The organism is Trinickia mobilis, assembly GCF_017315705.1.
GTDB classification, from domain to species: Bacteria; Pseudomonadota; Gammaproteobacteria; order Burkholderiales; family Burkholderiaceae; genus Trinickia_A; species Trinickia_A mobilis.
In genome coordinates this window covers 93,499-118,121 of the sequence record NZ_JAFLRF010000008.1, presented here as the reverse complement: position 1 = coordinate 118,121, position 24,623 = coordinate 93,499, and the positions used below count along the sequence as shown (strand labels likewise).

The window sequence follows — 24,623 nt, the reverse complement described above, 5'->3', positions numbered from 1 at the left end:
CGCCGCGCGGCAGGGTAGGAAAACCCGCCGTGCGCCGTTGCGTCATCGAAAGGATTGTCATGTCCAAAGAATTTGACGTCGTCGTGATCGGCGCCGGCCCGGGCGGCTATGTCGCCGCGATCCGTGCCGCGCAGCTCGGCAAGACGGTCGCATGTATCGAAAAATGGAAGAACCCGGCCGGCACGCTCAAGCTAGGCGGCACGTGCCTGAACGTGGGCTGCATTCCGTCGAAGGCGCTGCTCGCGTCGTCGGAGGAGTTCGAGAACACGGCGCACCACCTCGCCGACCACGGCATCAACGTGTCGGACGTGAAGCTCGACATCGCGAAGATGATGGCCCGCAAGGACGGCATCGTCGAGAAGATGACGAAGGGCATCGAGTTCCTGTTCCGCAAAAACAAGATCACGTGGCTCAAGGGCCACGGCAGGTTCACCGGCAAGACCGACGCCGGCGTGTCGATCGAAGTGAGCGGCGAGGGCGAGACCGAAGTCGTCACGGCGAAGAACGTGATCATCGCGACGGGTTCGAAGGCGCGCCACCTGCCGAACGCACCGGTCGACAACAAGATCGTGTCGGACAACGAAGGCGCGCTTGCGTTCGACTCCGTGCCGCAGAGGCTCGCCGTGATCGGCGCGGGCGTGATCGGCCTGGAGCTGGGCTCGGTGTGGCGCCGCCTCGGCGCCGACGTGACCGTGCTCGAAGCGCTGCCGGCATTCCTCGGCACCTGTGACGAAGCGCTCGCGAAGGAAGCCGCGAAGCAGTTCAAGAAGCAGGGTCTCGACATTCACCTCGGCGTGCAGATCGGCGCAGTGAAGACGACCGCGAAGAACGTGACGATCGACTACACGGACAAGGACGGCAACGTGCAGTCGCTCGAAACCGACCGCCTGATCGTGTCGATCGGCCGCGTGCCGAACACCGACAACCTCGGGCTGGAGGCGATCGGCCTGAAGGCGAACGAGCGCGGCTTCATCGACGTCGACGACCACTGCCGCACGGCGGTGCCGAACGTCTACGCGATCGGCGACGTGGTGCGCGGCCCGATGCTCGCCCACAAGGCGGAAGACGAAGGCGTGCTGGTCGCCGAGATCATCGACGGCCAGAAGCCGCACATCGACTACAACTGCATTCCGTGGGTGATCTACACCGAGCCGGAAATCGCGTGGGTCGGCAAGACCGAGCAGCAGTTGAAGGCCGAAGGCCGCGAGATCAAGACGGGCCAGTTCCCGTTCATGGCGAACGGCCGCGCGCTCGGCATCGCGAAGTCGGACGGCTTCGTCAAGATGATCGCCGACGCCAAGACCGACGAGCTGCTCGGCGTGCATATCATCTCGGCGAACGCCTCGGACTTGATCGCCGAAGCCGTGGTGGCGATGGAGTTCAAAGCGGCGTCGGAAGACATCGGCCGCATCTGCCATCCGCACCCGTCGCTCTCCGAAGTGATGCGCGAAGCGGCGCTCGCCGTCGACAAACGCTCGCTCAATATGTAACCGGTAAAGAGGCCGCGCCGGCCGTCTCAGCGCTCGCCGGGCCGCCCCAAGCGCGCTCAGGCGCCCCCTCAGGGGGACGAAGTGAGCGTCGGGGTTGTGTCATTTCAGTCAGGCGCGGCTGCAGTACCACGAAGGCGGGCGGGGGGCTTCCCCCACCCGCCTTTTGTTTTTTTATCGTCAAGATGAACGTCACCGAATACTACGAAAAAGAACTGCAGACGCGGGGATATCAATCCGATGCGGCGCAGCGCGCGGCCGTCGACCGTCTGCAGCGGTGCTACGACGAGTGGGTCGCGTACAAGGCGCGCCGCCCGAACGCCTTAATGAAGCTGATCATGCATCCGGATCTGCCGCGCGGGATCTACATGTGGGGCGGCGTGGGGCGCGGCAAGAGCTTCCTGATGGACAGCTTCTATGCGGTCGTGCCGCTCACGCGCAAGACGCGCCTGCACTTTCACGAGTTCATGCGTGAAGTGCATCGCGAACTCGACGAGCTGAAAGGGCAGGCCGATCCGCTCGACGAACTCGCGCGGCGTGTCGCGAAGCGCTATCGCTTGATCTGCTTCGACGAATTTCACGTCTCCGATATCGCGGACGCGATGATCCTGTATCGCCTCCTCGACAAGCTGTTCGAGAACGGCGTGCAGTTCGTGATGACGTCCAACTACGATCCGGACACGCTCTACCCCGACGGCCTGCATCGCGACCGGGTGCTGCCGGCGATCGAGCTGATCAAGACGAAGCTCGACGTGATCAATGTCGACGCGGGCATCGACTACCGGCAGCGCACGCTCGCGCAGGTGTCGGTCTATCACACGCCAATGGGCGCCGCCGCCGACAAGGCGCTGCGCAGCGCGTTTGCGCAGCTCGCCGCGGTGCCCGACGAAAGCCCGATCCTGCACATCGAAAAGCGTGAGCTGAAGGCGTTGCGCAAGGCCGACGGCGTCGTCTGGTTCGACTTCGCGACGCTGTGCGGCGGCCCGCGTTCGCAAAACGATTATCTGGAGCTCGCGACTCGTTTTCATGCGGTAATTCTGTCGGATGTGCCGCAGATGTCGCCGCGGATGGCGTCCGAGGCGCGGCGCTTTACGTGGCTCGTCGATGTGTTCTACGACCACAAGATAAAGCTCTTGATGTCGGCCGCGGTGCCCGCCGAGGATTTGTATGTCGAAGGGCCGATGGCCAACGAATTCAGCCGGACGGTGTCGCGCCTCGTCGAGATGCAATCGAAGGAGTATTTGGAAGCGCCGCGGCGGATCGTCGATACGTCGTTGACCTAAGGGAAACGGCAGAGGAAGCGGTGTTGTCTGCTTCTGCGACGCCTTTGCGATTAGGCTATTTCAAAATTCGGATTCGTCCGATATTCGGTGCAGGGGTACCTCGATATTGTTTTGTCATGGATCTGAACAAGGAGAGGACCATGACACCCTATCGCGATATCACCGATGAAGAATGGCAACGCGTGGCACCGCTGTTGCCGGAACTGCGTCCGCGCGCCGAATTGCGCGGGCGTCCTCTCGCCAACACGCGGGCCGTTTTGAACGGCGTGCTGCGGGTGATGTACAGCGGCGCAACCTGGTCCACCATGCCGCGCCGCTACCCGTCGTACCAGACTTGCCATCGCCGCTTCAAAGCGTGGCACCAGTCCGGCACGTTGAAGGAAATGCTCCAGCAGTTGTACGGCGCAGCCAGTGAAGAGCTGTGCAGCTTCATGGAAACGCGCATGCGTTCGCATGCGAAGACGGTTGTAAGACCGGCGCCCGCAGTTTCGGCCGGCGTGCCTGCCATCCCGGTAGCGCCAGCGTCCGGAGCGGTCCCGGCACAAACGGTTTCGCTGCAGGAATTCGCCGTGTCGCTCAAGCACGCGGCGTAATGTATGGCTGAGTCCAGCCGTTTATCCGTGAAATAAAGCCGGCCAGACGATAGATAACGTCGGCCGGCTTTCTTCTATGTGCCCCAGCTTTCACGCGCCTGGTGGCTGCATAACGCGTCGCTTGCCATAAGCGTCCTCAGGCGCTCACTGCACGCGATTCCAAGTCTGCGAGCGGCCAAGCAGCGAAATCCCGATATATCCGCGCACGACGAGCTTCTGGCCGTTGTCTTCGACGTGCATCTTGCACTTGTACACCTTGCCGTTTTCCGGATCGAGGATGGTGCCGCCATCCCAGCCGTCGTCCGCTTTCTTCATCTCGTTGATGATCGTCATGCCGAGGATCAGTTGATCCTTGCGTGCGTCGGTGCACTCGGTGCAGCGGCGCTGCGGATTGTCGTTCGGGCTGAGACCTTTGATGACCTTGCCGCTCAGTTCGCCGTTGCTGTCCTCGGTGATCTGCACGAGCGCTTTCGGCTGGCCGGTGTGATCGTCGATCGTTTGCCAGGTGCCGACAGGCGTCTCGGTTCCCTGAGCCAGCGCGAGCCCGGCGCTTGCCAGCAGCACGCCGGCGAGCGTGGCCTGTTTGAGGGTTCTGAGCGCGAGCGCCTGGGCGCGTTGCGTGAAACGCCGCATTGTCTTCCTCCTTGGGTGAGTCGTCTTTCGATTGTTTTTGCGCCGAGTCGTCACGATACGGTGCGGACAGCGTCTTTCAAGAATGCAAGCAGAATACGCGCGAAGCCACGCGGTCTGCGTGCGAGAGGAACCTCTAATCAGGCCCGTCCAGCCCCTTCGCGAGCGCCGGGCACATTCGGTGTCAGTTCAGCTGGTGTTGTGGGAAAAAATGCGTAAGTACCAAATCTTCGACGAGAAACCCGAAGCGCGTGAAAGTGAGTAATAATGAGACGCTTGATTTGACAATTAGAACTATCTGCGCAGGAATCAAATTACATGATCCATATTTCGCACTTGCGGGGGACCGCGCTCGCCGCGCTGGTCATGATCGGGGGAATCCAGGGAGTTCACGCACAAACCAATTCGAACAGTAACTTACCGATGCCGCCCGCGTCGGGCAACGCCGCCGAAGCAGCGGTCGCGTCGCAGCCGGGCATTAACGATCCGCTGCCGTCGACGACACCCGTTGCCGCCGCCGCGCCGGCCTCGACGGCCCTGACCGCCGACGAAGCGAAGCAATCCGCCACGGGCAACGTTGCCGAACTGCAACAGATGATCCACGGCAACGAACTGGCCGAACTGCGCACGACCTACAACGGCAGCTACGGCGCGAGCCTCTTGTTCTACGGCAAGGAGACGACGTATTACGTCGCGCTGTTCCAGCAGAAAACCTTTTGGCGCGTGATCAAGACGCAAGACGAAGGGCGTGCCGAAGCGATCTACGGCGATTTCGCGCGGCGCAGCGTGCAGCTTTCGGATGTCGAAATCCGCCGCACCAAGCTCGAGGCACAAAAGGCATACACCGACCGCCTGATCGCGCTGTCGCAGGATCGCGCGAGCCGTCTGCAAGCCGACCTCAATATCGCGCGCGAGCAGCAGAAGCTGGTCGACGACCATCAGAAGGAAACGCGCGACGAAGCCGCCGTGCTGCAGGCGCAAAAGGCACAAGCGCAAGCGCAATTGCGCGAAGCCCAGCGCGCCGTGGCCGAGTTGCAACGCGAGAACGACGCCGGCTTGCCGCGCACCACGCGCTAAGCGTCGCGAACGCGGGCTGCGCCACCGGCGCCTGCCGGCTGTCCGCTGCCGGTTCGCGGGCCGCCGGTTCGCCGGCCGCCTGATCGTCACTCGACGCCACCCCGCCCGGCGCTTGCCGGGCGGGGTGGCGTCGTTTCATGTGGCGCTCACTCGGCGCGCAAACCGCCCGCGTGCCCTGCGTGCCGGCGCGACATGCTCTCCCAGGCGACGACGCTCATCACGAGCGTGGTCAGCGCGCCCGTCATCAGCCGCTCCGTACGGAACGCGACCGGGGCGATGAGCGCGCGGAGCCCGAGCCCGACCCAATGCGACAGCGGCAGCCAGCCGTGGATCGCGCGCTTGTACAACCCGCAGCCGACCACGTAGGGCGCCGGACCGCCGATCAGCAAGGGCGCCGTCTGCATGCCGACGACCACCACCGCAAACACCAGCAGGCTCAACTGCGCCCGCTCGGGATCGAACCCGTAAGCGGTCTTGGGTGTCACGCGCGGGAGGGCACCGGACGGCCGGGCGGGATCAGCGGCGTTTGGCTTTTTCTTCGGGCGGTTCGGCGGGATCGACGGCGATCGGATCGCTTGCCGGAAAGGTTTCGTCGAGCGCTTCGTCGAGACGCTCATCGGCGGATTCGGCGGGTTGCGGATCAGGCGGCTTCGGGGTGGGCTTGGCAGGGGACATGATGCGGCTCCAGCAGGACTGGCGAGCAACCAGCATAGCCCACAAAGGCCCCGCCGATTCGACGGATTGCGCGGCGATCGGCCGTTTAAGTCTGCACACAGGCGATGAAGAAAACGCGCGCGTGGCGACGCGGACTCGGGACAGAAGCGTAAGCGAAGGCCGTTCGTTCAAAACGTGCACGCCTTGCGCGTCTTGAGTGCGGGACCCGCGCGCGGCACCGATTTTGCTCAACTGACGCGTAGCGGGATAACCGCTCAACACGCGAACATGAGATGGGAAAGAAAGAAACGAACGCCGCCCGTAGAGTTCAAGCGCAGCACGTGGTGGAAGCCGAACTGAATCATCTGGATTGGGCGACGCGGCAGCCGACGAACCCCACGCTGAACGTCGATTATTGGCGCCGGCGGCTGCTCGAGGTCCAGCGCCAGTTCGAACTGACGCTCAAGCAAAGCGAGCGGGTCGAGGAGATCCTGCGGCGGCTCGACGTGCCCGGCGGCTGATCATCCGCCGGACTCGTTGCCACCCGGCGCGGCGCCGTACGGCCGGCGCCGGCGCGTGACGACGACCGGGCCGGACCCGGAAGCGGGCGCGTCCGGCGCGCGCTCCGCGGGCGCACTTGCCGCTGCGGGCGGCGTGCCTTGCATGTCGCGGGAATCGCGCGATTCCCGCGGCTCGCGCGGCTCGCGCGGACCGAAGCCGTCGCGCGAGGTATGGCGCTCGCCGTGGCCGCCGCCGGTGCGCGGGCCGCGCGGACCGGGCCGCGTGCCGGTATCGAGCTGGATCGTCGAAATGGCGCGCTTGTAGATGCCTTGCAGGCCGACCGGCGTGCGCAGCATCACCAGATACTGATCGAACGACTCGATGCATCCCGTGAGACGAATCCCGTTCACGAGATAGATTTCAACGCGCTTTCTTTCTTTGCGCGCGGCGTTCATGAAGTCGTTTTGCGGATGCGATTCTGCGGGATTGGGCATTGCGAAGGCGCAGGGGGGCTGCGAGAAAGTTAGTCGTGCGTGCGGGCGATGCACGCGCGTTCGCCGGAATTTTACCCCGGGTCGCGGCGCGCGTGTTTTGTCTGGCCGGCATTCACTATAACGCGCGCCAACCATGCGCGGAATCGGCGGCGGCGCCAAAGGCACAGCGCCGGCCGCGCGGCGGGGCGACACCGGCCCGATTCAGACCTAATCTTAGGTAAGAAAAAGCGCGCGCGTTCGCGGAATAAAGCGGCCTTGCGGCCCGTTAATTCGTCACATGGACGCCATTCGGGCGCCGATGGCCGCTAACTCCGGTCGACAGCGTTGCATGGGACCGGAGTAAGCGCTAAAGCGCTAACTCCGGTCGACCGCTTTGCATGGGACCGGAGTAAGCGCTAAAGCGCTAACTCCGGTCGACACAGGAGAGGTACATGAACTTGATCCAGAAGCTATCCGCCATTCTCGTGGTATTCGCGCTCGCGCTTGCTGCGGGCGGCTGCCAGACGCCGAACGGCGACTCGAATTCCGCCGGCGGCGCGAGCAGCAGCGGCAGCGGCGGCGGCTATTGACGGCGGCGCCCATCGCGCCGTCGCTGCGTGAGCTTTGAAGCGGACGTCATCGGGTGGCTCCCGCAGTTGCGCCGCTACGCGCGCGCACTGACGGGCGATCCTGCCTGGGCCGACGACTTGGTGCAGGACACGGCCGAGCGTGCGCTCGTCCGCGCGCACGCGTTTCGCCCCGACAGCAACCTGCGCGCCTGGCTGCTCACGATACTGCGGCACCTCTATATCGACCAGTTGCGCGGGCGGCGCGAAATCGCGGTCGACGATGAGCACGCGCCGTGGCGCACGCTCGAAGCGCCGCGCGGCGAAGTCGATGCGCTCGTGCTGCGCGACGTGCAGCGCGCGCTGTACCTGCTGCCCGTCGAGCAGCGCGAAGTGCTGTTGCTGGTGGGGGTCGAGGAGCTCAGCTATCAGGAGGCCTCGGCGGTGCTGAACGTGCCGATCGGCACGGTGATGTCGCGCCTGTCGCGCGCACGCGAGCACCTGCGCGTGCTGTTGACCGAGGGTCCGACGCATCACGCTGCGTCGTTAAAAGTAGTGAGAAACACGAGATGAGCGACGACTACGATCCTGCGGTAACTTCCGGCTTCACCGAAGCCGAGTTGCGCACGTTCTCGGCATTCGTCGACGGCGAGCTGGCCGAGCCCGAGCGGCTCGAAACGGTCGCACGGCTTGCCGCGGACGCGCGCGCCGCGAGCCTCGTTGCCGCTTATCGCGCGCAGCAGTCGGCGCTGCGCGCGCTGTGCGCGGCGCCGTCGGACGCGCATGGGGCCGGTGCGCCGTATCTCGTGCTGCGCGTGCGCAGGCCGTGGTGGCAGCGGGTTGGGATCGCGGCGTGCTGGGTGGCGGTCGGGGCGGGACTCGCGGTGCTGGCGGGTGCGCTGACGCAGCGGCTTGCGTGGCCGCAGCAGCAGATGGCGTTCGCCGAGCGTGCCGATATCGCCTACGCGGTCTATGCGCCGGAGAAGCGGCACCCGGTCGAAGTGGCCGCTGCCGAAGAGGAGCATTTGATCGCGTGGCTGTCTAAGCGATTGAACCGTCCGCTTTCGGTGCCGTCGCTGCAGGAATACGGCTACTCGCTCGTCGGCGGGCGGCTCTTGCCGGGCGACGCGGCCAGTCCGGCCGCGCAGTTCATGTATCAGAACAACGCGGGCGCGCGCCTGACGCTCTACGTCACCGCGATTCCGAACGACCAGACGGCGTTCAGGCTCTTTCGCGACGGCAACCGGCGCACGTTCTACTGGGTCAGCGACCACATGGGCTATGCGCTCTCCGGACAGTTGTCGGAAGAACAGCTGCGCGCGATTGCGATCGAGGTGTGCAGCGCGCTCGGCGGACGGCCCGACGTGTGGCAATGAACGAATGCGATGACGAGGCGCCGTTCACGCGACGGCGCCGCGCAGAAGCCAACGGCCGATCACCGCGCACAGGCCGAGAAGCAGCAAAGCGGGGACCAGCAAGCGGGGAACGAGCAGTGAGCAGCAGGTAAGGGATCGCCTCGCAGGCCGCCATCTTCGAGGCAGCGGCAGGCGCTCCAGGCAGGGTGACATCATGCGTAATACTTTTGGACTCGGAACAGCGCTCATCGCCGGCGCGTTGTGCGCCGTTCCCGCTGCGGCGCAGGACGCGGCAGACACTTCTTCGCCCCCCGTGGGCACATGCCGCCAAGTGACGGGACAAGCCGAAATCGACGGCACCATGCAGCAGATCTCCGGGCTCGCGTGCCTGCAACCGAACGGCACCTGGCAGATCGTGCAGAACCTCGACGGCAGCTGGGTCATACCGGAAAGCGACTATGCGTCCTACTACGGTCCGTCGTACTGGGGAGGCCCGTGGTATTGGGGACCGCCGGTCGTGTTCGGCGTCGGCGGGTCGTTCGTGTTCGTCGATCATTTCCACCATTTCCATCACTTCGATCGCGATCACATGCACGTCGCGTTTCACGGCAACCACATGGGAATGCGCGGCGGCTGGGGCGGCCCGCATGCGTGGGGCAGCCCGCACGGATGGGGCGGCATGGGCGGCGGCGGCGGATTCCATCGTCGTTGACGCGTGCCGCCGCTCGGTCGCGGCGGCTTCGCCGGCGGCGCGTGACGCGTTGCGGGGCAATTGACGGCCCGGGCCCTTGCGGTTCGGGGCGGCGGCGATCGATGATCGATAACAACAGGAAGGAAACGCGAATTGAAACGCACGCTGCCGCCCAACCTCTCCGAGGCCACGTTCGATAGAGCGCTCGCCGAGCTGGCGTCGGTCGTCAGCCGGCCGAATCTCATCGCCAGGAGCGACGATCTCGCGGCCTACGCCGATCCGTTCTTGCCGGGACCGGAAAACCCGCAGGCGTTCGTCGCCTCCGCGGCGGTGCTGCCTGCCTCCGTCGACGAGATCCGCGAGATCCTGCGCATCGCCAACGCGTACCGGCTGCCGCTGTGGACGGTCTCCACGGGCCGCAACTTCGCGTACGGCGGCGCCGCGCCGCGTCTGGCCGGTTCGGTCGTGCTCGACCTCAAGCGGATGAACCGCATTCTCGAAGTCGACGAGACGCTCGCGTATGCGCTCGTCGAACCCGGCGTCACCTATTTCGATCTCTACGCGTATCTGCGCGAGCACGGCTTGCGTCTGTGGGTCGATACGCCGGCGGCGGGCTGGGGGAGCATCGTCGGCAACACGCTCGAACGCGGGTTCGGCTATACGCCGTACGGCGATCACGCGGCGATGCAGTGCGGCATGGAGGTCGTGCTCGCGAACGGCGACGTGCTGCGCACGGGCATGGGGGGCATCGATCCGGGCACCTCGTGGCAGTTGTACCGCCCCGGCTTCGGGCCGTCCTATGACGCGATGTTCATGCAGTCGAACTTCGGCATCGTCACCAAGCTCGGCATCTGGCTCATGCCGCAGCCGAGCGCGTATCTGCTCGGCGAGATTCAGTGCCGCGACGAGGGTGATCTGGAAGCGATCGTCGAAACGCTGCGGCCGCTGCGGCTCGACGAGACGATCCGTCACCACGCGGTGATCGAAGGCGGGATTCGCCGCGCGGCCGGGGTGTCGTCGCGCGCGACATGGTACGACGGGCCGGGCGCAATGCCCGAAAGCGCGGTAGCCGCGATGCTCGACAAGCTCGGCGTCGGCCGCTGGAATCTGCATTTCGCGCTCTACGGTGCCCCGGAACTGCTCGACGTGCGCTACGCGATGGTCCAGCGCGCGTTTGCGCGGATTCGCGGCGCGCGGATCACGGCGGCGAAATATGCGGGCGACGCCGAGCCCGTGGGCGGCGCCGACCGCAACCTCGCAGGCATTCCGTCGATGAGCGCGTTCCGCATGCTCGACTGGCGCGGCGGGGCAGGCGCGCACGTCGACTTCTCGCCGATCTGTCCGTTCACGGGGCGCGACGCGATGCGCCAATACACGCTCGCGAAGACGCGGATGGCCGAGTACGGTTTCGACTATTACGGCGGTTTCACCGCGGGCGAGCGGCACCTGCATCAGATCGCCGCGGTGATCTTCGATCGTGACGACAAGAGCCAGACCGACGCTGCCGGCGACACACTGCGCTCGCTGATGAGCGACGCGCACGCGGCGGGCTATGGCGAATATCGCGCACACCTGGCGTATATGGATTTCGCGGCGGCGCAGTACAGCTTCAACAACGGCGCGCTGTTGCGCTTGTCGGAAACGATCAAGGATGCGCTCGATCCCGCGGGCATTTTGTCGCCGGGCAAGCAGGGGATCTGGCCGCGCGTCTGGCGCGGCAAGCGCGGCTATACGTGATGCGAGAGCGAGAGACGAGGGCGCGGAGATGGACCGGCGGACGTTCGTGAAGACGGGCGCGTGGCTGACGGTGGGGGGATGGCTGCCGCCGTGGCTCGCCGATGCGCTGAAGAAGCCCGGCGGGATGGCGATCTACGATGCGTCGCTCGCCGCCAGCCGCGCGTTTGCCGATTCGGCTGCGTGCGGCGGAACGCAGTTGTTCGCTATCGAAGGCGACGTCGGCGTGCTTTGGTATGCGAGGCTGGCGCCGTGCCTGGCGCGAACGAACGCGCCGTTGGCCGGCGTGATTCGCGCATCGGACTTTTTCGTGTTGAAGCACCTGGCGGTGGCCGCGAATCGCACCGTGCTGCAGGTTGAACGGCACGGGGCGGGTGGTGCGTGTGCGGTGGCGTTTCTGATAGGGAATGCGCGATTGCGTCAACGGCGCTCTGCTAAAACCGATAAGCCGGATTCTTCGGATCAAACGTCTCCTCAGGCAGCGTCTTGGGCGTGACGCTGTCGAACACAATGCGCTCGAAAATCCGCCCGTCGTTGTCGTAGGACTCAACCGTACGGAAGTACGGATGCCGCAAGTCGAGCCCGAGCGTTTCCTTCTTTGCGTAGAACTCGGGGCGGCCCGTCGGCGATTCGAACGTGAACGCGACGACGCGCACGCCCGCGATCGTCTTCACTTCGATCTTCTCCGACCGCTCGACGCCCGCCGCCTCGAACTTCTTGCTGTCGGCGACGAACTGCTGCGCGATGAATTCGGTGCCGAGCTCGCGCACGTTGTGATTCGACTGCGTTCGCGCGAGCACGCCGGAGAGCGACGTCCACAGCGGCATCACGCTCAGGATGCCGCCCAAGTGCCCGTACATTTCGTCGGAGCGCAGCGTCGAGTCGTAGATGAGCTCCTGTCCTGAGTGCGCGCCGTCCGGCAGCCACTTCGCGTAGATCCGCAACGGATCGCGCGTGAGACGCACGATCATGTGATCGGGCTTGTCGGGCCACACGCCGCGGATGCGCTCCTGGCGCAGCATCGTGAATTCGTACGACGGGTAGCCGTTCGGCCCCGCCGCGATGTAGCGCGACAGCGTGCGCGGATCGAGCGAGCTGAAGAGGGCGCCGAGCGCATCGTCGTCGAGCTTTTCGAGCATCCCGCTTTGCGCGGCGCGGCGCAGCCACTGCACTTGCGCATCGAGCGGCAGCGTGCCGGCTTGTGCGACAGGCACGGCGGGCGGCTTCACGGCCGCCTCGACGATGGCGGAAGCGTCCGCTTGCGCCGCTCTCGCGCCAGCCGTGTCGTTCTGCGCGTACGCAGCTTGCGAGCCGCAGAACAGCAGGGCGGCTGTCATGGCCGATGCGGCTGATGCAGCCGATGCGGCCAGCCCGCGCGGCGCGCCGGCTCTCGCCAGCCGTCGCGTGCGCGCCGCGTCCCGCAGGCGCCATAGAGGACCGGATCCGAAACGTTGCATGACGCTCTCCCTCTCCATCGGCGGGCGCGCTGCGCCGCCGTCATCGACCGTCAGCCGCCGCGCTCCTGGCCGCGCTTGGCGATCTCCTCGTCGCGCAGCGTGCGCCGCAAGATCTTGCCGACGTTGGTTTGCGGCAACGACTCGCGAAACTCGACGAGCTTCGGCACCTTGTAGCCCGTCAGATGCTTGCGGCAGTGCTGGATCACTTCGTCGGCCGTGATCGGGCTGCGCGCGACGATGAACACCTTGATGCGCTCGCCTTGCACGTCGTCGGGCACGCCGATCGCCGCCGCTTCGCGCACGGCCGGATGCATCGCGAGCACGTCCTCGATCTCGTTCGGATACACGTTGAAGCCCGACACGAGGATCATGTCCTTCTTGCGGTCGATCAGGCGCACGAAGCCGTGTTCGTCCATCACGCCGATGTCGCCGGTCGCGAGCCACCCGTCGGCGTCGAACGCCTTCGCGGTTTCGTCGGGCCGGTTCCAATAGCCCTTCATGACTTGCGGGCCCTTCACGCACAATTCGCCCGCCTCGCCGATGTTGGCCCAGCTGCCGTCTTCCTTCTTGAAGCGCACCTGCGTGGACGGCGCGGGCAGGCCGACCGAGCCGTCGTACTCGCGCTGCGCCTTCACGTTGATGGGCGTCATCGTGACGATCGGCGAGCATTCGGTGAGCCCGTAGCCTTCGACGATCGGCTTGCCCGTCACTGCCTTGAAGCGCTCGGCCACCGCGCGCTGCATCGCCATGCCGCCCGCCATCGCGAGCTTGAGCTTCGAGAAGTCGCGCTGGCGGAATGCCTCGTTTTCGAGGAACGCGTTGTAAAGCGTGTTGACCGCGGTGATGCCGGTGAACGTTTCGTGACGCAGGATCTTCATCACGCGAGCTGTGTCGCGCGGATTGGCGATGAGGATGTTGCGGCCGCCGAGGCCGAGAAAGACGAAACCGTTCACCGTCAGCGAATAGATGTGATAAAGCGGCAGCGGCGTGAGCACCGTTTCGATGTCGTCGCACAGCTCGCTTTCGGCCCACGCTTTCGCCTGCAGCAGGTTCGCGACGATGTTGCGATGCGTGAGCATCGCGCCTTTTGCGACGCCGGTCGTGCCGCCCGTGTATTGCAGGAACGCGAGGTCGGTGTGCGCGACGCGCACGGGCGCGAACGGGCGCGCGAAGCCAAGCGCGAGCGCCTGTTTCAGTCGCACCGCCTGCGGCAGGCCATAAGCGGGCACCTGCTTCTTCACATGCTTGAGCATGACATTCAGGAAGCGGCCTTTGAGGTTCAAGCCGTCGGCGAGCAGGTCGCCGAGCGCGGTGACGATCACGCGCTCGATCGCGGTGCCGGGCAGCGCGTCTTCGAGCGTCTTCGCGAAGTTCTCGAACACGACGATGGTCTGCGCGCCGCTGTCCTTCAACTGATGCGCGAGTTCGCGCACGGTGTAGAGCGGGTTCACGTTGACGACGACCGCGCCCGCCTTCAACGCGCCGAACAGCGTGACGGGGTACTGGAACGTGTTCGGCAGCATGATCGCGACGCGGTCGCCGGGCCTCACGCCCACGCTCTGCAGATACGCGGCGAACGCGGTGGCTTTGCGCGCAAGCTCGCCGTACGTGAGGCTTTCGCCGACGCTCACGAACGCGACGCGCTCGCGGTATTGGGCCGTGCATTCGTCGAAGAACTGCGCGACCGATGGATAGCGGTCAGCGTCGATTTCGTGCGGCACTGCGGGCGCGTACGAGGCGTACCAGATGCCGTCGGTGTTGGGCGCTGCGGCGGGCGAAGCAGCGTAGGGTTCGGTCATCGGCGATCTCTCGATGGGTTTCTCGTCGCGGGCACGGGCTGATTGGAAAGGCCGCGAGGCGGCTGGTGCAGGGGGTTCGGCATTGTGTACCGGGCGTGTGATTCGTTCAATTTTCGACGATGGCGACCACGCCCTGGCCGCTCGCCTCTACAAAACGATTCGCATCGGCCGATGATTCCATCGCGCATGCCGCAGCGAACGTATGTGAGCGCGGGGGTGGTTCATTCGATCAGTTCGCCCGATTTCGCGAGCGCGTCGTGACGCTTTTGCAGCGCGTCGAGGAGGTCGAATTCCGGACCGAAATCGTCGACCTTGACGACGAGCTCGCCGTAGCGCACGTAATCGTCGAGCGTCTGGCGCTCATGGGCGTCGATGAGTCCCTGGTCCTGCGCCGCATCGGCCCACGCGCGCAAGTGTGCGAGGCTCTGCGGCATCGGCGCGAGCTGGTTGCGCTTCACCGCGTCGCGCAACTTGTGCTCGATATCGGCCACGTGCGGCGTCAGATGGAACAACAGCTCGCCGTAGCCGAGCGGGTCGCGGCCGGCGTCGGGCACATACGAATCCGCGACCAGCCGCTCGCGCGCGTCGCACGGCGTCTGCACGAGTTCGGCGACTTGGCTCGCGAGCGTATCGGCGGGGGGCCGCGCCGGCATGCCGAGCGGAAACGCGCACGCGCGCAGCAGCATCGCGAGGCGCGGCTTCGGATAGTTGGCGAGGACGCCGTCGAGCGCTTGTTGCGCCGCATACAGCGCATCCTCGACGGCCCAGCGCACGAAGGGCAGGTCCGCTTCCTGGCGGCCTTCGTCCTCGAAGCGCTTGAGCGCCGCGGAGATCAGGAACAGGTGCGAAAGCGCGTCGCCGAGCCGCGCGGAGATCCGCTCGCGGCGCTTGAGGTCGGCGCCGAGCGCGAGCATCGAGACGTCGGCGACGAACGCGAACGCCGTGGAAAGCCGCGTCGCCGCGCGGTAATACGCGGCGAGCGGCGCGTAGGCCGAAGCCGGCGCGGGAATCGCCGCGCCCGCCGTGATGCCGTAGACGAAAGCGCGCACGGCGTTCGACGCGAGAAAAATCGCGTGTCCGAACCCTGCCTCGTCGAAATCGCGCAGCGCTTTCTTGCGATCGGGTTCGCGCGCCGCGGTCATTTCCTTGAGCACATACGGATGGCAGCGGATCGCGCCTTGCCCGAAGATGATGAGGCAGCGCGTGAGGATGTTCGCGCCTTCGACGGTGATCGAAATCGGCATCTGCTGATACGGCCGCGCCAGAAAATTCGACGGCCCCATGCAGATGCCCTTGCCGCCGATCACGTCCATGCCGTCGTTGATCACTTTGCGCGCGCGCTCGGTGATGTGGTACTTCGCGATCGCCGACAGCACCGACGGCTTTTCGCCGAGATCGACCGCCTGCGCGCAAAGGCGCCGTGCCGCGTCCATCAGATAGAGGTTGCCGCCCATGCGGCCGAGCGCTTCGTGAATGCCTTCGAACTTGCCGATCGGCGTGCGGAACTGGCGGCGAGCCGCGGCATACGCGCCGGTGCCGCGCACCGCGAGCTTCGCCATGCCGACGCTCGACGACGGCAGCGAGATCGCACGGCCCGCCGCAAGACACTCCATGAGCATGCGCCAGCCGTTGCCGACTTGTGCGCGTCCGCCGATCACCCAATCGATCGGGATGAAGACGTCCTTGCCGGAGTTCGGGCCGTTCTGAAACACCGCGTTGAGCGGCCAATGGCGCCGCCCGATCACGACGCCGGGATGCGTTGCCGGAATCAGCGCGCACGTGATGCCGGGTTCGTCGCCGGGGCCGAGCAGATGGTCGGGATCGAGCGCGCGGAACGCGAGCCCGAGCACGGTCGCGATCGGCCCGAGCGTGATGTAGCGCTTGTCCCACGTGACGCGAAAGCCGAGCGTTTCGCGGCCTTCGAACGTGCCGCGGCAGGCGACGCCGACATCGGGGATCGCGGCCGCGTCGGAGCCTGCGTAGGGGCTCGTCAGCGCAAAGCAGGGGATGTCGTCGCCGCGCGCGAGACGCGGCAGATAGTGGTTCTTCTGCTCCTCGGTGCCGTAGTGCATCAGCAGCTCGGCGGGACCGAGCGAGTTCGGCACCATCACCGAGACGGCCGCCGCCGACGAGCGCGACGCGAGCTTCATGACGACCTGCGAATGCGCGTACGCGGAGAATCCTTTGCCGCCATAGCGCTGCGGAATGATCATGCCGAGAAAGCCCTGCTCCTTGAGGTAGCGCCATGCGGCGGGCGGCAGGTCCTGCCAGATCGCGGTGCTGTCCCAGTCGTTCGCGAGATCGCACAGGCGCGTGCATTCGTTGTCGATGAAGGCTCGTTCTTCGGATGAGAGCGTCGCGGGCCCGTGCGCGAGCAGCGCATCCCAATGCGGCCGGCCGGAGAAGAGTTCGGCGTCCCACCAGACGGTGCCGGCTTCGATCGCATCGCGCTCGGTCGAGGACATTTCGGGCAGCATGCGGCGAAACGTTGCGAGGAGGCGCTCGGTCAGCCACGCGCGGCGCAGCGGCTTCATGGCGAGCACGAACGCGGGCAGCACGAAGATCACGGCGAGCAAGAGCGTGGCGCCACGGCTGGCCGCACCGCTCAGATAGGCGATGCCCGTCCACGCGGCCATCGTCGCCAGCCACCACGGCGCGCGGGCTCGAACGTAGACGAGTGCCGCACTCGCGACAGCAAGCGCCGCGAAGAGCCATGCCATGAACGTTTCTCCCTGCGAGGCCGTGGCGGGCGCAGCGGGCGCGGCGCTCGCCCCGGCGGCTCGATGCTTGGCGTTAAGCGGACTCAGGCAGCCGGACGCGGGGCGGGCATCGTCGACCCGGGCGGCGGCGCGAGGGCTTCGTCGCTGGAGGACATCGCGGGGGCTGCAGTCTGCTGCGAAGCATTTTGCGTTCCCGGTGCTGCCGGGCTTGGCGTTGCGGATTCGTCGCCGGCCGCGAGATCCCCCCCGTTGCCCGCATGACTCGCCGCGCAGTGATCGGCGTGATCGGCGTGATCGCCCGCGTCGCCGAGCACCGCAGCGAACGCGGCCAACTGCGCCGCGTCGGGCTGCGGCGCCTTGAGCGCCGCGACGATCAGCGAGGCGAGGCGCGCGATCAATTGCAAGTCGTTTATCGACTTGCCTTGTGAGAACTCGAAGATGAGGCCGGCACTATCGCCGCCCGCGAGCACGCCCGAAAGCGCGCCGATCGCAAAGTGCAGCCGCCAGCCGAGTTCCTCGCGCGGCAGATGCGGCAGCGCGCGCTGGAACGCATCGAAGAAGCGCTCCGCCACCGACGCGTAATGGCGGTCGAGAAAGTCGCGAATGAACGAGGACGGATCGGTGTACGCGCGCCCCAAGAGACGCAGGAACGCGCGGCCGCCCGTACGCGGTTCGCGCGAGAGGCGCAGCGCCGGAATGAACATTGCGCCGAGCACGTGCTCGCAGGTCAGGCTTGCGCCGAGCAAGGTGTCGAAGCGGTCGAGCAGCTTCAGGCGCTCTTCGTTCAGCTTGTCGAGCCGGCGCGCGAGCATCGCGTGGATCAGCGCTTCCTTGCTGCCGAAGTGATAGTTGACGGCGGCGAGATTGACTTCGGCGCGCGACGTGATGTGCCGCAGCGACATCGCCTCGTAGCCGCATTCGATGAAGAGATCTTCGGCGGCATCCAAGATGCGCGCCTTCGTGTCGCCGGCGAGCCGGCTCGGTGTGCGAACTGCCATGTGCGCCTCCCATGCCGGTGTCCCGGCCGCGTACAAGCGATTCAACTCTCGAATGTAAACCACTGTTTTTTATACGATACGGAACGACGCGTCATCACGGCAAGGCTTGTGTATCGACAGAGTCCTCTAGGCCGTTAAAGCAAAGAACAATTCAACCGCTTGCACGCCCACGCATGCATCGCTTCACGCTTGCAATGGCGAAAGGCGCTCTACTAAGCGCCTTTCGCTTTCAATCGGAACGTCAAGCCGTCGATGTGACGTGCTCGGCCGATTGCCGCATATCGATACCGCGCCGCTCACGGCTGAACAGGATCAGCACGGCAATGACGACCGCCACGATGCCGCAGACGAGCGCGAGCGCCATCGCATAGTTGTTGTCGTGGCTCTCGGCAAACGCGGACTGCATCGGCGCATTGCCGGACGCCAGCAGGTTGCCGAGCTGATACACAAAACCCGGGAACGTCGCGCGGATTTCATCCGGCGAGATCTCGTTCAAGTGGACCGGTATCACGCCCCATGCGCCTTGCACGGAGATCTGCATCAGGAACGCGCCGATCGCGAGCATGACAGCCGTCGTCGAAAAGGCCCAAAGCGGCAGCACCGGCAGCGCGATCAGCGCCGCAATGAAGATCGCGCGGCGCCGGCCGATCTTCTCGGAGAGCGAGCCGAAGAACAGGCCGCCGACGATCGCGCCGATATTCAGCGTGATCGCGATGAGCGACACCGTGTGCGGATCGAAATGATGCTGCTTTTGCAGGAAGGTCGGATACAGGTCCTGCGTGCCGTGCGAGAAGAAGTTGAAGCAGGTCATCAGCACGATCGCGTAGATGGACAGCTTCCAGTTTTGCTTGAGCGTATCGACAAGGCTCGGGCGCGGGCGCTTTTCCATCGTCTTCCAAACGGGCGATTCGGGCACGCTCGAGCGGATGTACATCACGAGCAGCGCCGGCGCGACGCCGACGAAGAACATGCCGCGCCAGCCGATGTATTGATAGAGGAGGCCGTACACGATCGAAGCGAGCAGATAACCGCTCGGGTAGCCCGCTTGCAGGAGACCGGAGACGATGCCGCGCGAATGCGTGGGCACGGTTTCCATCGTGAGCGCGGAGCCGACGCCCCATTCGCCGCCCATCGCGATGCCGAAGAGCGCGCGCAACACGAGCAGCGTGGTCAGGTTCGGCGAGAAGCCGGAGAGCAATTCGATCAGCGAATAGCACGCGATATTGAGCATCAGCGTCGGACGCCGCCCGAATTTATCGGCAAGCCGCCCGAATATCAGCGCGCCGATCGGGCGCATGGCGAGCGTCAGCGTAAGCGCAATCGTGACGTCGGTGATCTTGGTATTGAATTCGGCGGCGATGTCCTTGAATACGAACACCATGAGGAAGAAATCGAAGGCATCGAGTGTCCAGCCGAGGTAGGCTGCGATCGTTACGTTTCTCTGTTCGCGCGTCCAGCTCATGTCGTTGTTCTCCTGAGTCTCCGTGTGGCCCGGGCTGGGCGGGGCGGTGCCGAAGCCGGGCACGCCCCCGTGATTGGGCACGTGCGAGTGTACGCCGCCGCTTAAGCGGTTGCATGGTTCATAGGTGATTTCTTAGTAATAATCCCTAGCGTCGTTTCGAAACGTTAAAGAAAGCCGCTTGCGTTGTTGGCTAAACGTAATTTTCAAAGCCTTGCCAAGTGCGTAGGTTGTCAATGTCTGAAGCGCGGCATACTCCGGCATGTGCCAATTGCAATCGCGTGCCGTTAGCGGTATTCGACGGGCTGCTCATGCCCGCGCAGTCTTAGCCGTTCTCTTTGCCGATTTACGCCATGACATCGTTTTCGATAACGTCAGCCGCGCCCGCTGACGACCTTTTACCCGCGTTCGACACCGGCCGTCTGTTGCTGCGCCCACGCACGATGGCCGATCTCGAAGCGTGTCTCGCGATGGACCGCGATCCGCAAGTGACGCGCCACATCGCCGGCCCGTGGGACGACCCTGCCGCGCACCGGCAGTTCGTCGAATGCCGGATTACCCGCGCGTATCCACGCGGGCTCGGTTATTGGTCGATCTTCGAAGCGGCTGCGCCCGAGCGGTTCATCGGCTGGGTGCTGTTGATTCCCGATCACGGCGCGGGGCCGGAGGTCGAGATCGGCTGGCGGCTCGTGCGCGATGCGTGGGGCAGGGGGATGGCGAGCGAAGCGGCGCGCGCCATCGGGCGGCACGCGTTCGATACGGTGAGACTGCCGCGCCTCGTCGCCGATATCGCGGCGGAAAATGCCGCCTCGCGGCGCGTCGCCGAGAAGCTCGGCATGCGGCGCGTCGGGCAGGCGGATAGCGACGGCAAGCGTTACGTGCGCTATCGCATCGTGCGGGAGGATTTACGCGCAGGGGCAGGGTAATGTGCGTGTGGCTTGCCAATGCCGAAGAAGCCTCTAAGCGTATGAGCTTGAAAAGGTTCTAGCGGACCACGAGCGCAACGGTCGCGATGCCGAGCGTCGTCATGATGAGCGAACCGCTGACGTGGACCGCGATTTCCATCGCCGCCCAGCCGAGCCGCCCTTGCTGCAGTTGCGCGACGACTTCTGCCGAGAACGTCGAGAACGTGGAGAGCCCGCCCATGAGGCCCGTCACCACGAAGAGCCGCCATTCCGGGGGGACGTCCGGCAGCTTGGTGAAGAAGGCGACGGCGAGCCCGATCACGTAGCCGGCGATCAGGTTCGCGGCGAGCGTGCCCATCGGCAGCGCCGGGAAGAGGCTGTTGAGGCGGATGCCCAGCACCCAGCGGGCGAGCGAGCCGAGCGCGCCGCCAATGCCGACGGCGAGGATGGACCAATACATGTGACATTCCAGGCAAGGTTGGACAGCCGGAGGCCGGCGCGAGCGGAACGCAGGCCGCCGCGCGGTTCCCGATTGGCTAGGCCGGGAGTCTAGCATTTGCCGGATACGCGGATGGCGGCTGCCAGGCGCGGGTGCTACACTCGATTGACCCCCCCCACCCCGCGAGTTTGCCTGCCGGATCGCGCTTCGATGCGCCGACCGCGCGTTCATGCCGATCCATCGGAGTGTTCCATGAAAGGCAGCCAGTTGACGGTGTACGCGGCGAATCAGAGCCACCGCAAGAACCGCAAGACCGTGGTCGATTGGATTCTCGACGAAGCCACGAAGGCGGGCATTCAGGGCGCGACCGTCATCGAAGTGACCGAAGGATACGGCACGCACGGCAAATACCACGCAGCACGCTTTTTCGAATTGGCCGATCAACCGGTGGCGGTTACGGTCGCCGCCGAGGACGGCCGGATCGATGGACTACTCGACAGCTTGCGGCAAGGCGGAGTCCGCCTCTTCTATACGCGGTATCCGATCGAGTACGAGGTCATCGGGGCGGAGCGAACTTCGCGCGAAGGAGCGTGATTCGCAAAGCGCGTGCAGGCACTGCACGGGTCGACAAGGAGAAGAGCATGAACTCGACACCCAGGCTCTTGCATGACCGGTTTCTATTCGACGCGGCCTTCAATGAAGTCCGCGACATCGATGCGCCCGTGCACGAAGGGGCGATGTTCGGCTGTCCGGCGGCCTTTGTCGGGCGCCGCATTGCGTTCTGCGTGTACGGCAGCGGCCTCGGCATCAAGCTGCCCGCCGAGCGTGCGGCGGCGCTCGTGCAAAGCGGCCGCGCGTTCGCATTTCAGCCTTACGGCCGCTCGGCAATGAACGAGTGGGTCGAGTTGCGGATCGAGCGCGACCGCGTCGACGAGATCGCGCCGGTGCTGGCCGAAGCGATTCGCTTCGCGCAGCGCGAGCATGGCGCTGCATAGACGCCGACGCATGCGCGGCGGGCGGAGGGGATCGTGAACGGCTATCAACTGACGTTCTACACCGAGCAGAATCGCAAGCACGGTCATCAGACCGTCTGCGAATGGCTCCTGCACGAGGCGCGCCAGCTTGGTATTCACGGCGCGACGGTCATCAGCGCGGCCGAAGGCATCGGACACGCGGGCGCCCATCATGCGGCGCACGTGCTCAAGCTGGCCGACCAGCCGCTGCAGATCATTCTCGCGGTCACCGAAGACGAGGCCGAGCGCATGCTCGACGCGGTGCGCGCCGAGAACGTGCACGTTTTCTACACGCGCTTTCCGATCGAGTTCGGCGTGATCGGCGGTGACGACAGCGAGGACGCGAAGGCTCACAAAGCGCACAAGACCTTTTCGCTGATCGGGCGGTCGTAGGCGTTCAGTTGCACGTTCGGCGGCGTGCTGAGCCGTGTGCTCAATCGCGCAGATGCGCGCGAATGCGCTCGGCGAGCGCTTCCAATTCCGCCGCATCGGCGACCACGCGGGCGTGCATCCGCAGCGGCTGATCGGCCCAGCGCGGGATCACGTGGAAATGCACGTGTGCGACGGTCTGGCCCGCGGCGCGTCCGTTGAACTGCCCGACGAAGACGCCATCGGGCGAGAGCGCCGCGCGCACGGCAAGCGCGACGCGCCGTACCACGCGGATGCTCGCTTCGGCCGCGGCGTCGGACAAATCGAAGAGGGTGGCCGCGGGTTCCTTGGGCAACACCAGCACATGGCCATCGGATTGCGGCATCAAGTCCATGAAGGCCAGGACGTCGTCGGTCTCGCACACCTTGACGCAAGGGGCGTCGCCGCGAAGGATTTTTGCGAAGGGGTTGTTGCTGTCGTAGGTCATGGTGCTCCCGGGGCGCGTTGGACAGTATCGAACCGGGACATTACCTCATTTCATGTCGCGCGCCACGCGAAACCCGTTCTCCGAATCGCGCACGCTGCCGTCGTATTTGAAGCGCGTCGACGAGAGCATGTAGCTCGCGTCGTCCCTCCACGAGCCGCCGCGAATCACGCGCACTTCGCACATCGGTTCGTCCCATGAGCGGCCGTCGGCCGGCGCGTTTTTGTACGAGCTGTGCCAGCAATCGCTGACCCACTCCCACACGCCGCCGTTCATGTCGTAGAAGCCGTAGGGATTGGCGGCGAACGTGCCGACGTCGGCGGGCGCGTCGGGATGCCAAGGGTCGCCGCAGCCCTTGCAGTTCGCGTCGCCTTTCTTCATCGTGTCGCCCCACCAGTAGCGCGTCGAGGTGCCGCCGCGCGCCGCGTATTCCCATTCCGCCTCGGTCGGCAAGCGATAGGACTTGCCGCTGATTTTCGTCAGCCACTTCAGATATTGCTGCGCGTCGTCCCAGCTCACGTCGCGCACCGGCGTATTCGGGCCCGAGTTGTTTTCATTCGACAGTTGCGGACAGGCTCCCGCACTGACGCAGGCTTTCCATTGCGTGACCGTGACCGCGTATTTCGCGAGCGCGAACGGGTGGCCGATCGTGACGTGATGCGCGGGCTTCTCCGACGGATCATCCGTGTTGTTGCCCATCGTGAACGCGCCGGGATTGACCGCGATCAGCGCAGGGCAGGCGGGACAGTCCTTGATTTCTTGCGCGCCGGCTGTCGCGGGTGCGGCGGGTTTAGCGGGTGCGGGCGCGGGCGCCGCCGGCGCCGCGCCGTAGGGCGCTTGCGTATTCATTGATGGAGCAGGCGCGGGGGCAAGCGGCGCCGTGGGAGTCTGCGCTGCCGGCGGGTGTGCCGCCTGTCCTGCGGACGCGGCGGCGCGCAGCCGCTCGAGGCGCGCCTGCGCGAGCGGCACGAAGCGCCCGTTCGGATAAGCCTTCAGATACGCCTCGTAATCGCCCGGGTAAGTGCTGTTCTTGATCGAATCCCAGAAGGTGATTTCGTATTGTTCCGAGCTGTCTTTAGGCAGTACGCCCCCTTGCGACCATCCCGGCCACGCAGCGAGGAGCGACGCGAACAGGCATACGGGAAAGAGTCTTCGCCACATGTTCAGTCTCCTTGTATCCGGCATCGCGCATCCCCTTCAACAACGATAGCAGCAGATTTTGACTAAAGACGAACGAATAGTCTGCGCTTGAATACGCGTCATACGGATATGGGTATTAGCGAGAATAGGGTTCTTGCCGGCATCGCGAGGTAGGGTTCGCGCGCGTTACGTCCTAAGCTATAAATCGCGGCGCGGCCGCAACCGCGACGCGGCATGAAGGCTGTCAAGGACATCAAGGACATCAAGGACGTAAAGGACTTGAAGGGAGGCACGGTCATGCAAAGAAGAACCATGCTTGTCGCAATCGCCGCCACGCTTCCCTGGGCCACCGGCGTCATGCTGCCGTGCACGGCATTGGCCGGACCCACGCCGTCCCCGCCCGGCGCCGAGGTGTACATCATCTGGCCGTATGACGGCGCGGTGATTTCCGGCGGCAAGTTCTGGGTGCGCATGGGCCTGCGCAACATGAGCGTCTGTCCGAAGGGCGTCGACCGGCCCAACACGGGGCATCACCATCTGCTGATCGACACCGATCTGCCGCCGATGGACCAGCCGATTCCGTCCGACCGAAATCACCTGCATTTCGGTGCCGGCGAGACCGAAGCCCGCATCGAGCTGCCTCCCGGCAAGCACACGCTGCAGCTCCTGATGGGAGACTTCAACCACGTGCCGCACAACCCGCCGGTGTATTCGCAGAAGATCACGATCACCGTCAAATAGCGGGCGCCGCGCTTTGGCCCGACTCGGCCTCTACGAAGAACCGGGAGTCAACGCC

At 65.3% G+C, this 24,623-nt stretch carries 28 protein-coding genes and 1 pseudogene; 17 read left to right on the top strand and 12 right to left on the bottom strand.

What is annotated here, in order from left to right; translation table 11 throughout:
• The first annotated feature begins 59 nt into the window (after nt 1-59).
• The 3 genes from lpdA to J3489_RS13480 all read left to right on the top strand — a co-directional run bounded on the left by lpdA (nt 60) and on the right by J3489_RS13480 (nt 3,363).
• Nucleotides 60-1,490 (top strand): dihydrolipoyl dehydrogenase, encoded by a 1,431-nt coding sequence (gene lpdA / locus J3489_RS13490; protein WP_206998765.1) that lies wholly within the window; start codon nt 60-62, stop codon nt 1,488-1,490.
• Nucleotides 1,491-1,672: 182 nt separating this feature from the next.
• Nucleotides 1,673-2,770, top strand: coding sequence for a cell division protein ZapE (zapE, locus tag J3489_RS13485; protein ID WP_206998762.1), 1,098 nt, complete (start codon nt 1,673-1,675; stop codon nt 2,768-2,770).
• Nucleotides 2,771-2,910: 140 nt separating this feature from the next.
• A complete protein-coding gene (locus tag J3489_RS13480; protein ID WP_206998758.1) occupies nt 2,911-3,363 on the top strand; it encodes a transposase in 453 nt (150 codons plus the stop codon).
• 144 nt (nt 3,364-3,507) lie between these two features.
• On the opposite strand, the gene J3489_RS13475 is transcribed toward J3489_RS13480, so the two are convergent.
• Nucleotides 3,508-3,996, bottom strand: a complete 489-nt coding sequence (locus J3489_RS13475) for a DUF2147 domain-containing protein (protein ID WP_206998755.1) — start codon at nt 3,994-3,996, stop codon at nt 3,508-3,510.
• A gap of 193 nt (nt 3,997-4,189) precedes the next feature.
• On the opposite strand from J3489_RS13475, the pseudogene J3489_RS38820 reads away from it, so the two are divergent.
• Together J3489_RS38820 and J3489_RS13470 are read left to right on the top strand one after the other, a co-directional pair.
• Nucleotides 4,190-4,258 (top strand): annotated as a pseudogene (locus tag J3489_RS38820) (helix-turn-helix domain-containing protein); the annotation flags it as partial.
• A gap of 53 nt (nt 4,259-4,311) precedes the next feature.
• The gene (locus J3489_RS13470) at nt 4,312-5,070 is read left to right on the top strand and encodes a DUF2968 domain-containing protein (RefSeq protein WP_206998752.1); all 759 of its coding nucleotides are present in this window, start codon (nt 4,312-4,314) and stop codon (nt 5,068-5,070) included.
• A 146-nt stretch (nt 5,071-5,216) separates the two neighbouring features.
• Here the strand turns inward: J3489_RS13470 and J3489_RS13465 are convergent, their stop codons facing one another.
• Together J3489_RS13465 and J3489_RS13460 are read right to left on the bottom strand one after the other, a co-directional pair.
• A complete protein-coding gene (locus J3489_RS13465; protein WP_206998749.1) occupies nt 5,217-5,555 on the bottom strand; it encodes a hypothetical protein in 339 nt (112 codons plus the stop codon).
• Nucleotides 5,556-5,586: 31 nt separating this feature from the next.
• The gene (locus tag J3489_RS13460) at nt 5,587-5,745 is read right to left on the bottom strand and encodes a hypothetical protein (protein ID WP_206998746.1); all 159 of its coding nucleotides are present in this window, start codon (nt 5,743-5,745) and stop codon (nt 5,587-5,589) included.
• Nucleotides 5,746-6,017: 272 nt separating this feature from the next.
• Here J3489_RS13460 and J3489_RS13455 point away from each other — a divergent pair, with 272 nt between their 5' ends.
• The gene (locus tag J3489_RS13455; RefSeq protein WP_206998744.1) at nt 6,018-6,245 is read left to right on the top strand and encodes a hypothetical protein; all 228 of its coding nucleotides are present in this window, start codon (nt 6,018-6,020) and stop codon (nt 6,243-6,245) included.
• Here the strand turns inward: J3489_RS13455 and hfq are convergent, their stop codons facing one another.
• On the bottom strand, nt 6,246-6,719 hold the full coding sequence (gene hfq / locus J3489_RS13450) for an RNA chaperone Hfq (RefSeq protein WP_206998741.1): 474 nt from the start codon (nt 6,717-6,719) through the stop codon (nt 6,246-6,248).
• A 431-nt stretch (nt 6,720-7,150) separates the two neighbouring features.
• Here hfq and J3489_RS13445 point away from each other — a divergent pair, with 431 nt between their 5' ends.
• From J3489_RS13445 to J3489_RS13420, 6 genes are all read left to right on the top strand, one after another.
• Nucleotides 7,151-7,288 (top strand): hypothetical protein, encoded by a 138-nt coding sequence (locus J3489_RS13445; RefSeq protein ID WP_206998739.1) that lies wholly within the window; start codon nt 7,151-7,153, stop codon nt 7,286-7,288.
• 27 nt (nt 7,289-7,315) lie between these two features.
• Nucleotides 7,316-7,837, top strand: a complete 522-nt coding sequence (locus tag J3489_RS13440; protein ID WP_206998737.1) for a sigma-70 family RNA polymerase sigma factor — start codon at nt 7,316-7,318, stop codon at nt 7,835-7,837.
• A complete protein-coding gene (locus J3489_RS13435) occupies nt 7,834-8,640 on the top strand; it encodes an anti-sigma factor family protein (protein WP_206998735.1) in 807 nt (268 codons plus the stop codon). Before J3489_RS13440 ends, J3489_RS13435 begins: the two co-directional genes overlap by 4 nt.
• A gap of 193 nt (nt 8,641-8,833) precedes the next feature.
• Nucleotides 8,834-9,331 (top strand): hypothetical protein, encoded by a 498-nt coding sequence (locus J3489_RS13430; protein ID WP_206998733.1) that lies wholly within the window; start codon nt 8,834-8,836, stop codon nt 9,329-9,331.
• 132 nt (nt 9,332-9,463) lie between these two features.
• Nucleotides 9,464-11,047: an FAD-binding oxidoreductase gene (locus J3489_RS13425; protein ID WP_206998731.1), complete on the top strand. Its 1,584-nt coding sequence runs from the start codon at nt 9,464-9,466 to the stop codon at nt 11,045-11,047.
• Nucleotides 11,048-11,075: 28 nt separating this feature from the next.
• The gene (locus tag J3489_RS13420) at nt 11,076-11,540 is read left to right on the top strand and encodes a hypothetical protein (RefSeq protein WP_206998728.1); all 465 of its coding nucleotides are present in this window, start codon (nt 11,076-11,078) and stop codon (nt 11,538-11,540) included.
• Here the strand turns inward: J3489_RS13420 and J3489_RS13415 are convergent.
• The 5 genes from J3489_RS13415 to J3489_RS13395 form a co-directional block, all read right to left on the bottom strand.
• Nucleotides 11,479-12,501, bottom strand: coding sequence for a DUF1571 domain-containing protein (locus J3489_RS13415; protein WP_242540002.1), 1,023 nt, complete (start codon nt 12,499-12,501; stop codon nt 11,479-11,481). The two genes, J3489_RS13420 and J3489_RS13415, sit on opposite strands and share 62 nt — an antisense overlap.
• A gap of 50 nt (nt 12,502-12,551) precedes the next feature.
• A complete protein-coding gene (locus J3489_RS13410; RefSeq protein WP_206998723.1) occupies nt 12,552-14,300 on the bottom strand; it encodes an AMP-binding protein in 1,749 nt (582 codons plus the stop codon).
• A gap of 221 nt (nt 14,301-14,521) precedes the next feature.
• Entirely contained in the window at nt 14,522-17,020 is a 2,499-nt protein-coding gene (locus J3489_RS13405; RefSeq protein ID WP_206998720.1) for an acyl-CoA dehydrogenase, read from the bottom strand.
• An 83-nt stretch (nt 17,021-17,103) separates the two neighbouring features.
• Nucleotides 17,104-18,018 carry a TetR/AcrR family transcriptional regulator gene (locus tag J3489_RS13400; RefSeq protein WP_206998718.1) on the bottom strand — a complete coding sequence of 305 codons (915 nt, stop codon included), beginning with the start codon at nt 18,016-18,018 and terminating at the stop codon, nt 17,104-17,106.
• Between the two features lie 241 nt (nt 18,019-18,259).
• On the bottom strand, nt 18,260-19,480 hold the full coding sequence (locus J3489_RS13395) for an MFS transporter (protein WP_206998716.1): 1,221 nt from the start codon (nt 19,478-19,480) through the stop codon (nt 18,260-18,262).
• A 350-nt stretch (nt 19,481-19,830) separates the two neighbouring features.
• Between J3489_RS13395 and J3489_RS13390 the strand changes: the two genes are divergently transcribed.
• Entirely contained in the window at nt 19,831-20,403 is a 573-nt protein-coding gene (locus J3489_RS13390; RefSeq protein ID WP_206998713.1) for a GNAT family N-acetyltransferase, read from the top strand.
• Nucleotides 20,404-20,461: 58 nt separating this feature from the next.
• Here the strand turns inward: J3489_RS13390 and crcB are convergent, their stop codons facing one another.
• Complete coding sequence (gene crcB, locus J3489_RS13385) at nt 20,462-20,842, bottom strand: fluoride efflux transporter CrcB (RefSeq protein ID WP_206998711.1); 381 nt, start codon at nt 20,840-20,842, stop codon at nt 20,462-20,464.
• A gap of 231 nt (nt 20,843-21,073) precedes the next feature.
• On the opposite strand from crcB, the gene J3489_RS13380 reads away from it, so the two are divergent.
• The 3 genes from J3489_RS13380 to J3489_RS13370 are packed head-to-tail and all read left to right on the top strand — an operon-like array spanning nt 21,074 to nt 22,227.
• Complete coding sequence (locus J3489_RS13380; protein ID WP_206998708.1) at nt 21,074-21,415, top strand: DUF190 domain-containing protein; 342 nt, start codon at nt 21,074-21,076, stop codon at nt 21,413-21,415.
• Nucleotides 21,416-21,462: 47 nt separating this feature from the next.
• Nucleotides 21,463-21,816 carry a hypothetical protein gene (locus tag J3489_RS13375; protein ID WP_206998707.1) on the top strand — a complete coding sequence of 118 codons (354 nt, stop codon included), beginning with the start codon at nt 21,463-21,465 and terminating at the stop codon, nt 21,814-21,816.
• 33 nt (nt 21,817-21,849) lie between these two features.
• Nucleotides 21,850-22,227, top strand: a complete 378-nt coding sequence (locus tag J3489_RS13370) for a DUF190 domain-containing protein (RefSeq protein WP_206998704.1) — start codon at nt 21,850-21,852, stop codon at nt 22,225-22,227.
• A 40-nt stretch (nt 22,228-22,267) separates the two neighbouring features.
• Here the strand turns inward: J3489_RS13370 and J3489_RS13365 are convergent, their stop codons facing one another.
• Together J3489_RS13365 and J3489_RS13360 are read right to left on the bottom strand one after the other, a co-directional pair.
• The gene (locus tag J3489_RS13365; RefSeq protein ID WP_206998701.1) at nt 22,268-22,690 is read right to left on the bottom strand and encodes an HIT family protein; all 423 of its coding nucleotides are present in this window, start codon (nt 22,688-22,690) and stop codon (nt 22,268-22,270) included.
• Nucleotides 22,691-22,735: 45 nt separating this feature from the next.
• On the bottom strand, nt 22,736-23,848 hold the full coding sequence (locus J3489_RS13360; RefSeq protein ID WP_206998699.1) for a formylglycine-generating enzyme family protein: 1,113 nt from the start codon (nt 23,846-23,848) through the stop codon (nt 22,736-22,738).
• 276 nt (nt 23,849-24,124) lie between these two features.
• Between J3489_RS13360 and J3489_RS13355 the strand changes: the two genes are divergently transcribed.
• A complete protein-coding gene (locus J3489_RS13355) occupies nt 24,125-24,568 on the top strand; it encodes a DUF4399 domain-containing protein (protein WP_206999027.1) in 444 nt (147 codons plus the stop codon).
• Nucleotides 24,569-24,623: the final 55 nt, after the last annotated feature.

What these genes read in the sequence shown, in the direction of transcription:
- lpdA (WP_206998765.1), top strand. Translation starts at nt 60, where the DNA reads ATGTCCAAAGAATTTGACGTCGTCGTGATCGGCGCCGGCCCGGGCGGC.
- zapE (WP_206998762.1), top strand. Translation starts at nt 1,673, where the DNA reads ATGAACGTCACCGAATACTACGAAAAAGAACTGCAGACGCGGGGATAT.
- J3489_RS13480 (WP_206998758.1), top strand. Translation starts at nt 2,911, where the DNA reads ATGACACCCTATCGCGATATCACCGATGAAGAATGGCAACGCGTGGCA.
- J3489_RS13475 (WP_206998755.1), bottom strand. Translation starts at nt 3,996, where the DNA reads ATGCGGCGTTTCACGCAACGCGCCCAGGCGCTCGCGCTCAGAACCCTC.
- J3489_RS13470 (WP_206998752.1), top strand. Translation starts at nt 4,312, where the DNA reads ATGATCCATATTTCGCACTTGCGGGGGACCGCGCTCGCCGCGCTGGTC.
- J3489_RS13460 (WP_206998746.1), bottom strand. Translation starts at nt 5,745, where the DNA reads ATGTCCCCTGCCAAGCCCACCCCGAAGCCGCCTGATCCGCAACCCGCC.
- J3489_RS13455 (WP_206998744.1), top strand. Translation starts at nt 6,018, where the DNA reads ATGGGAAAGAAAGAAACGAACGCCGCCCGTAGAGTTCAAGCGCAGCAC.
- hfq (WP_206998741.1), bottom strand. Translation starts at nt 6,719, where the DNA reads ATGCCCAATCCCGCAGAATCGCATCCGCAAAACGACTTCATGAACGCC.
- J3489_RS13445 (WP_206998739.1), top strand. Translation starts at nt 7,151, where the DNA reads ATGAACTTGATCCAGAAGCTATCCGCCATTCTCGTGGTATTCGCGCTC.
- J3489_RS13435 (WP_206998735.1), top strand. Translation starts at nt 7,834, where the DNA reads ATGAGCGACGACTACGATCCTGCGGTAACTTCCGGCTTCACCGAAGCC.
- J3489_RS13430 (WP_206998733.1), top strand. Translation starts at nt 8,834, where the DNA reads ATGCGTAATACTTTTGGACTCGGAACAGCGCTCATCGCCGGCGCGTTG.
- J3489_RS13420 (WP_206998728.1), top strand. Translation starts at nt 11,076, where the DNA reads ATGGACCGGCGGACGTTCGTGAAGACGGGCGCGTGGCTGACGGTGGGG.
- J3489_RS13415 (WP_242540002.1), bottom strand. Translation starts at nt 12,501, where the DNA reads ATGCAACGTTTCGGATCCGGTCCTCTATGGCGCCTGCGGGACGCGGCG.
- J3489_RS13410 (WP_206998723.1), bottom strand. Translation starts at nt 14,300, where the DNA reads ATGACCGAACCCTACGCTGCTTCGCCCGCCGCAGCGCCCAACACCGAC.
- J3489_RS13405 (WP_206998720.1), bottom strand. Translation starts at nt 17,020, where the DNA reads ATGGCATGGCTCTTCGCGGCGCTTGCTGTCGCGAGTGCGGCACTCGTC.
- J3489_RS13400 (WP_206998718.1), bottom strand. Translation starts at nt 18,018, where the DNA reads ATGGCAGTTCGCACACCGAGCCGGCTCGCCGGCGACACGAAGGCGCGC.
- J3489_RS13395 (WP_206998716.1), bottom strand. Translation starts at nt 19,480, where the DNA reads ATGAGCTGGACGCGCGAACAGAGAAACGTAACGATCGCAGCCTACCTC.
- J3489_RS13390 (WP_206998713.1), top strand. Translation starts at nt 19,831, where the DNA reads ATGACATCGTTTTCGATAACGTCAGCCGCGCCCGCTGACGACCTTTTA.
- crcB (WP_206998711.1), bottom strand. Translation starts at nt 20,842, where the DNA reads ATGTATTGGTCCATCCTCGCCGTCGGCATTGGCGGCGCGCTCGGCTCG.
- J3489_RS13380 (WP_206998708.1), top strand. Translation starts at nt 21,074, where the DNA reads ATGAAAGGCAGCCAGTTGACGGTGTACGCGGCGAATCAGAGCCACCGC.
- J3489_RS13375 (WP_206998707.1), top strand. Translation starts at nt 21,463, where the DNA reads ATGAACTCGACACCCAGGCTCTTGCATGACCGGTTTCTATTCGACGCG.
- J3489_RS13365 (WP_206998701.1), bottom strand. Translation starts at nt 22,690, where the DNA reads ATGACCTACGACAGCAACAACCCCTTCGCAAAAATCCTTCGCGGCGAC.
- J3489_RS13360 (WP_206998699.1), bottom strand. Translation starts at nt 23,848, where the DNA reads ATGTGGCGAAGACTCTTTCCCGTATGCCTGTTCGCGTCGCTCCTCGCT.
- J3489_RS13355 (WP_206999027.1), top strand. Translation starts at nt 24,125, where the DNA reads ATGCAAAGAAGAACCATGCTTGTCGCAATCGCCGCCACGCTTCCCTGG.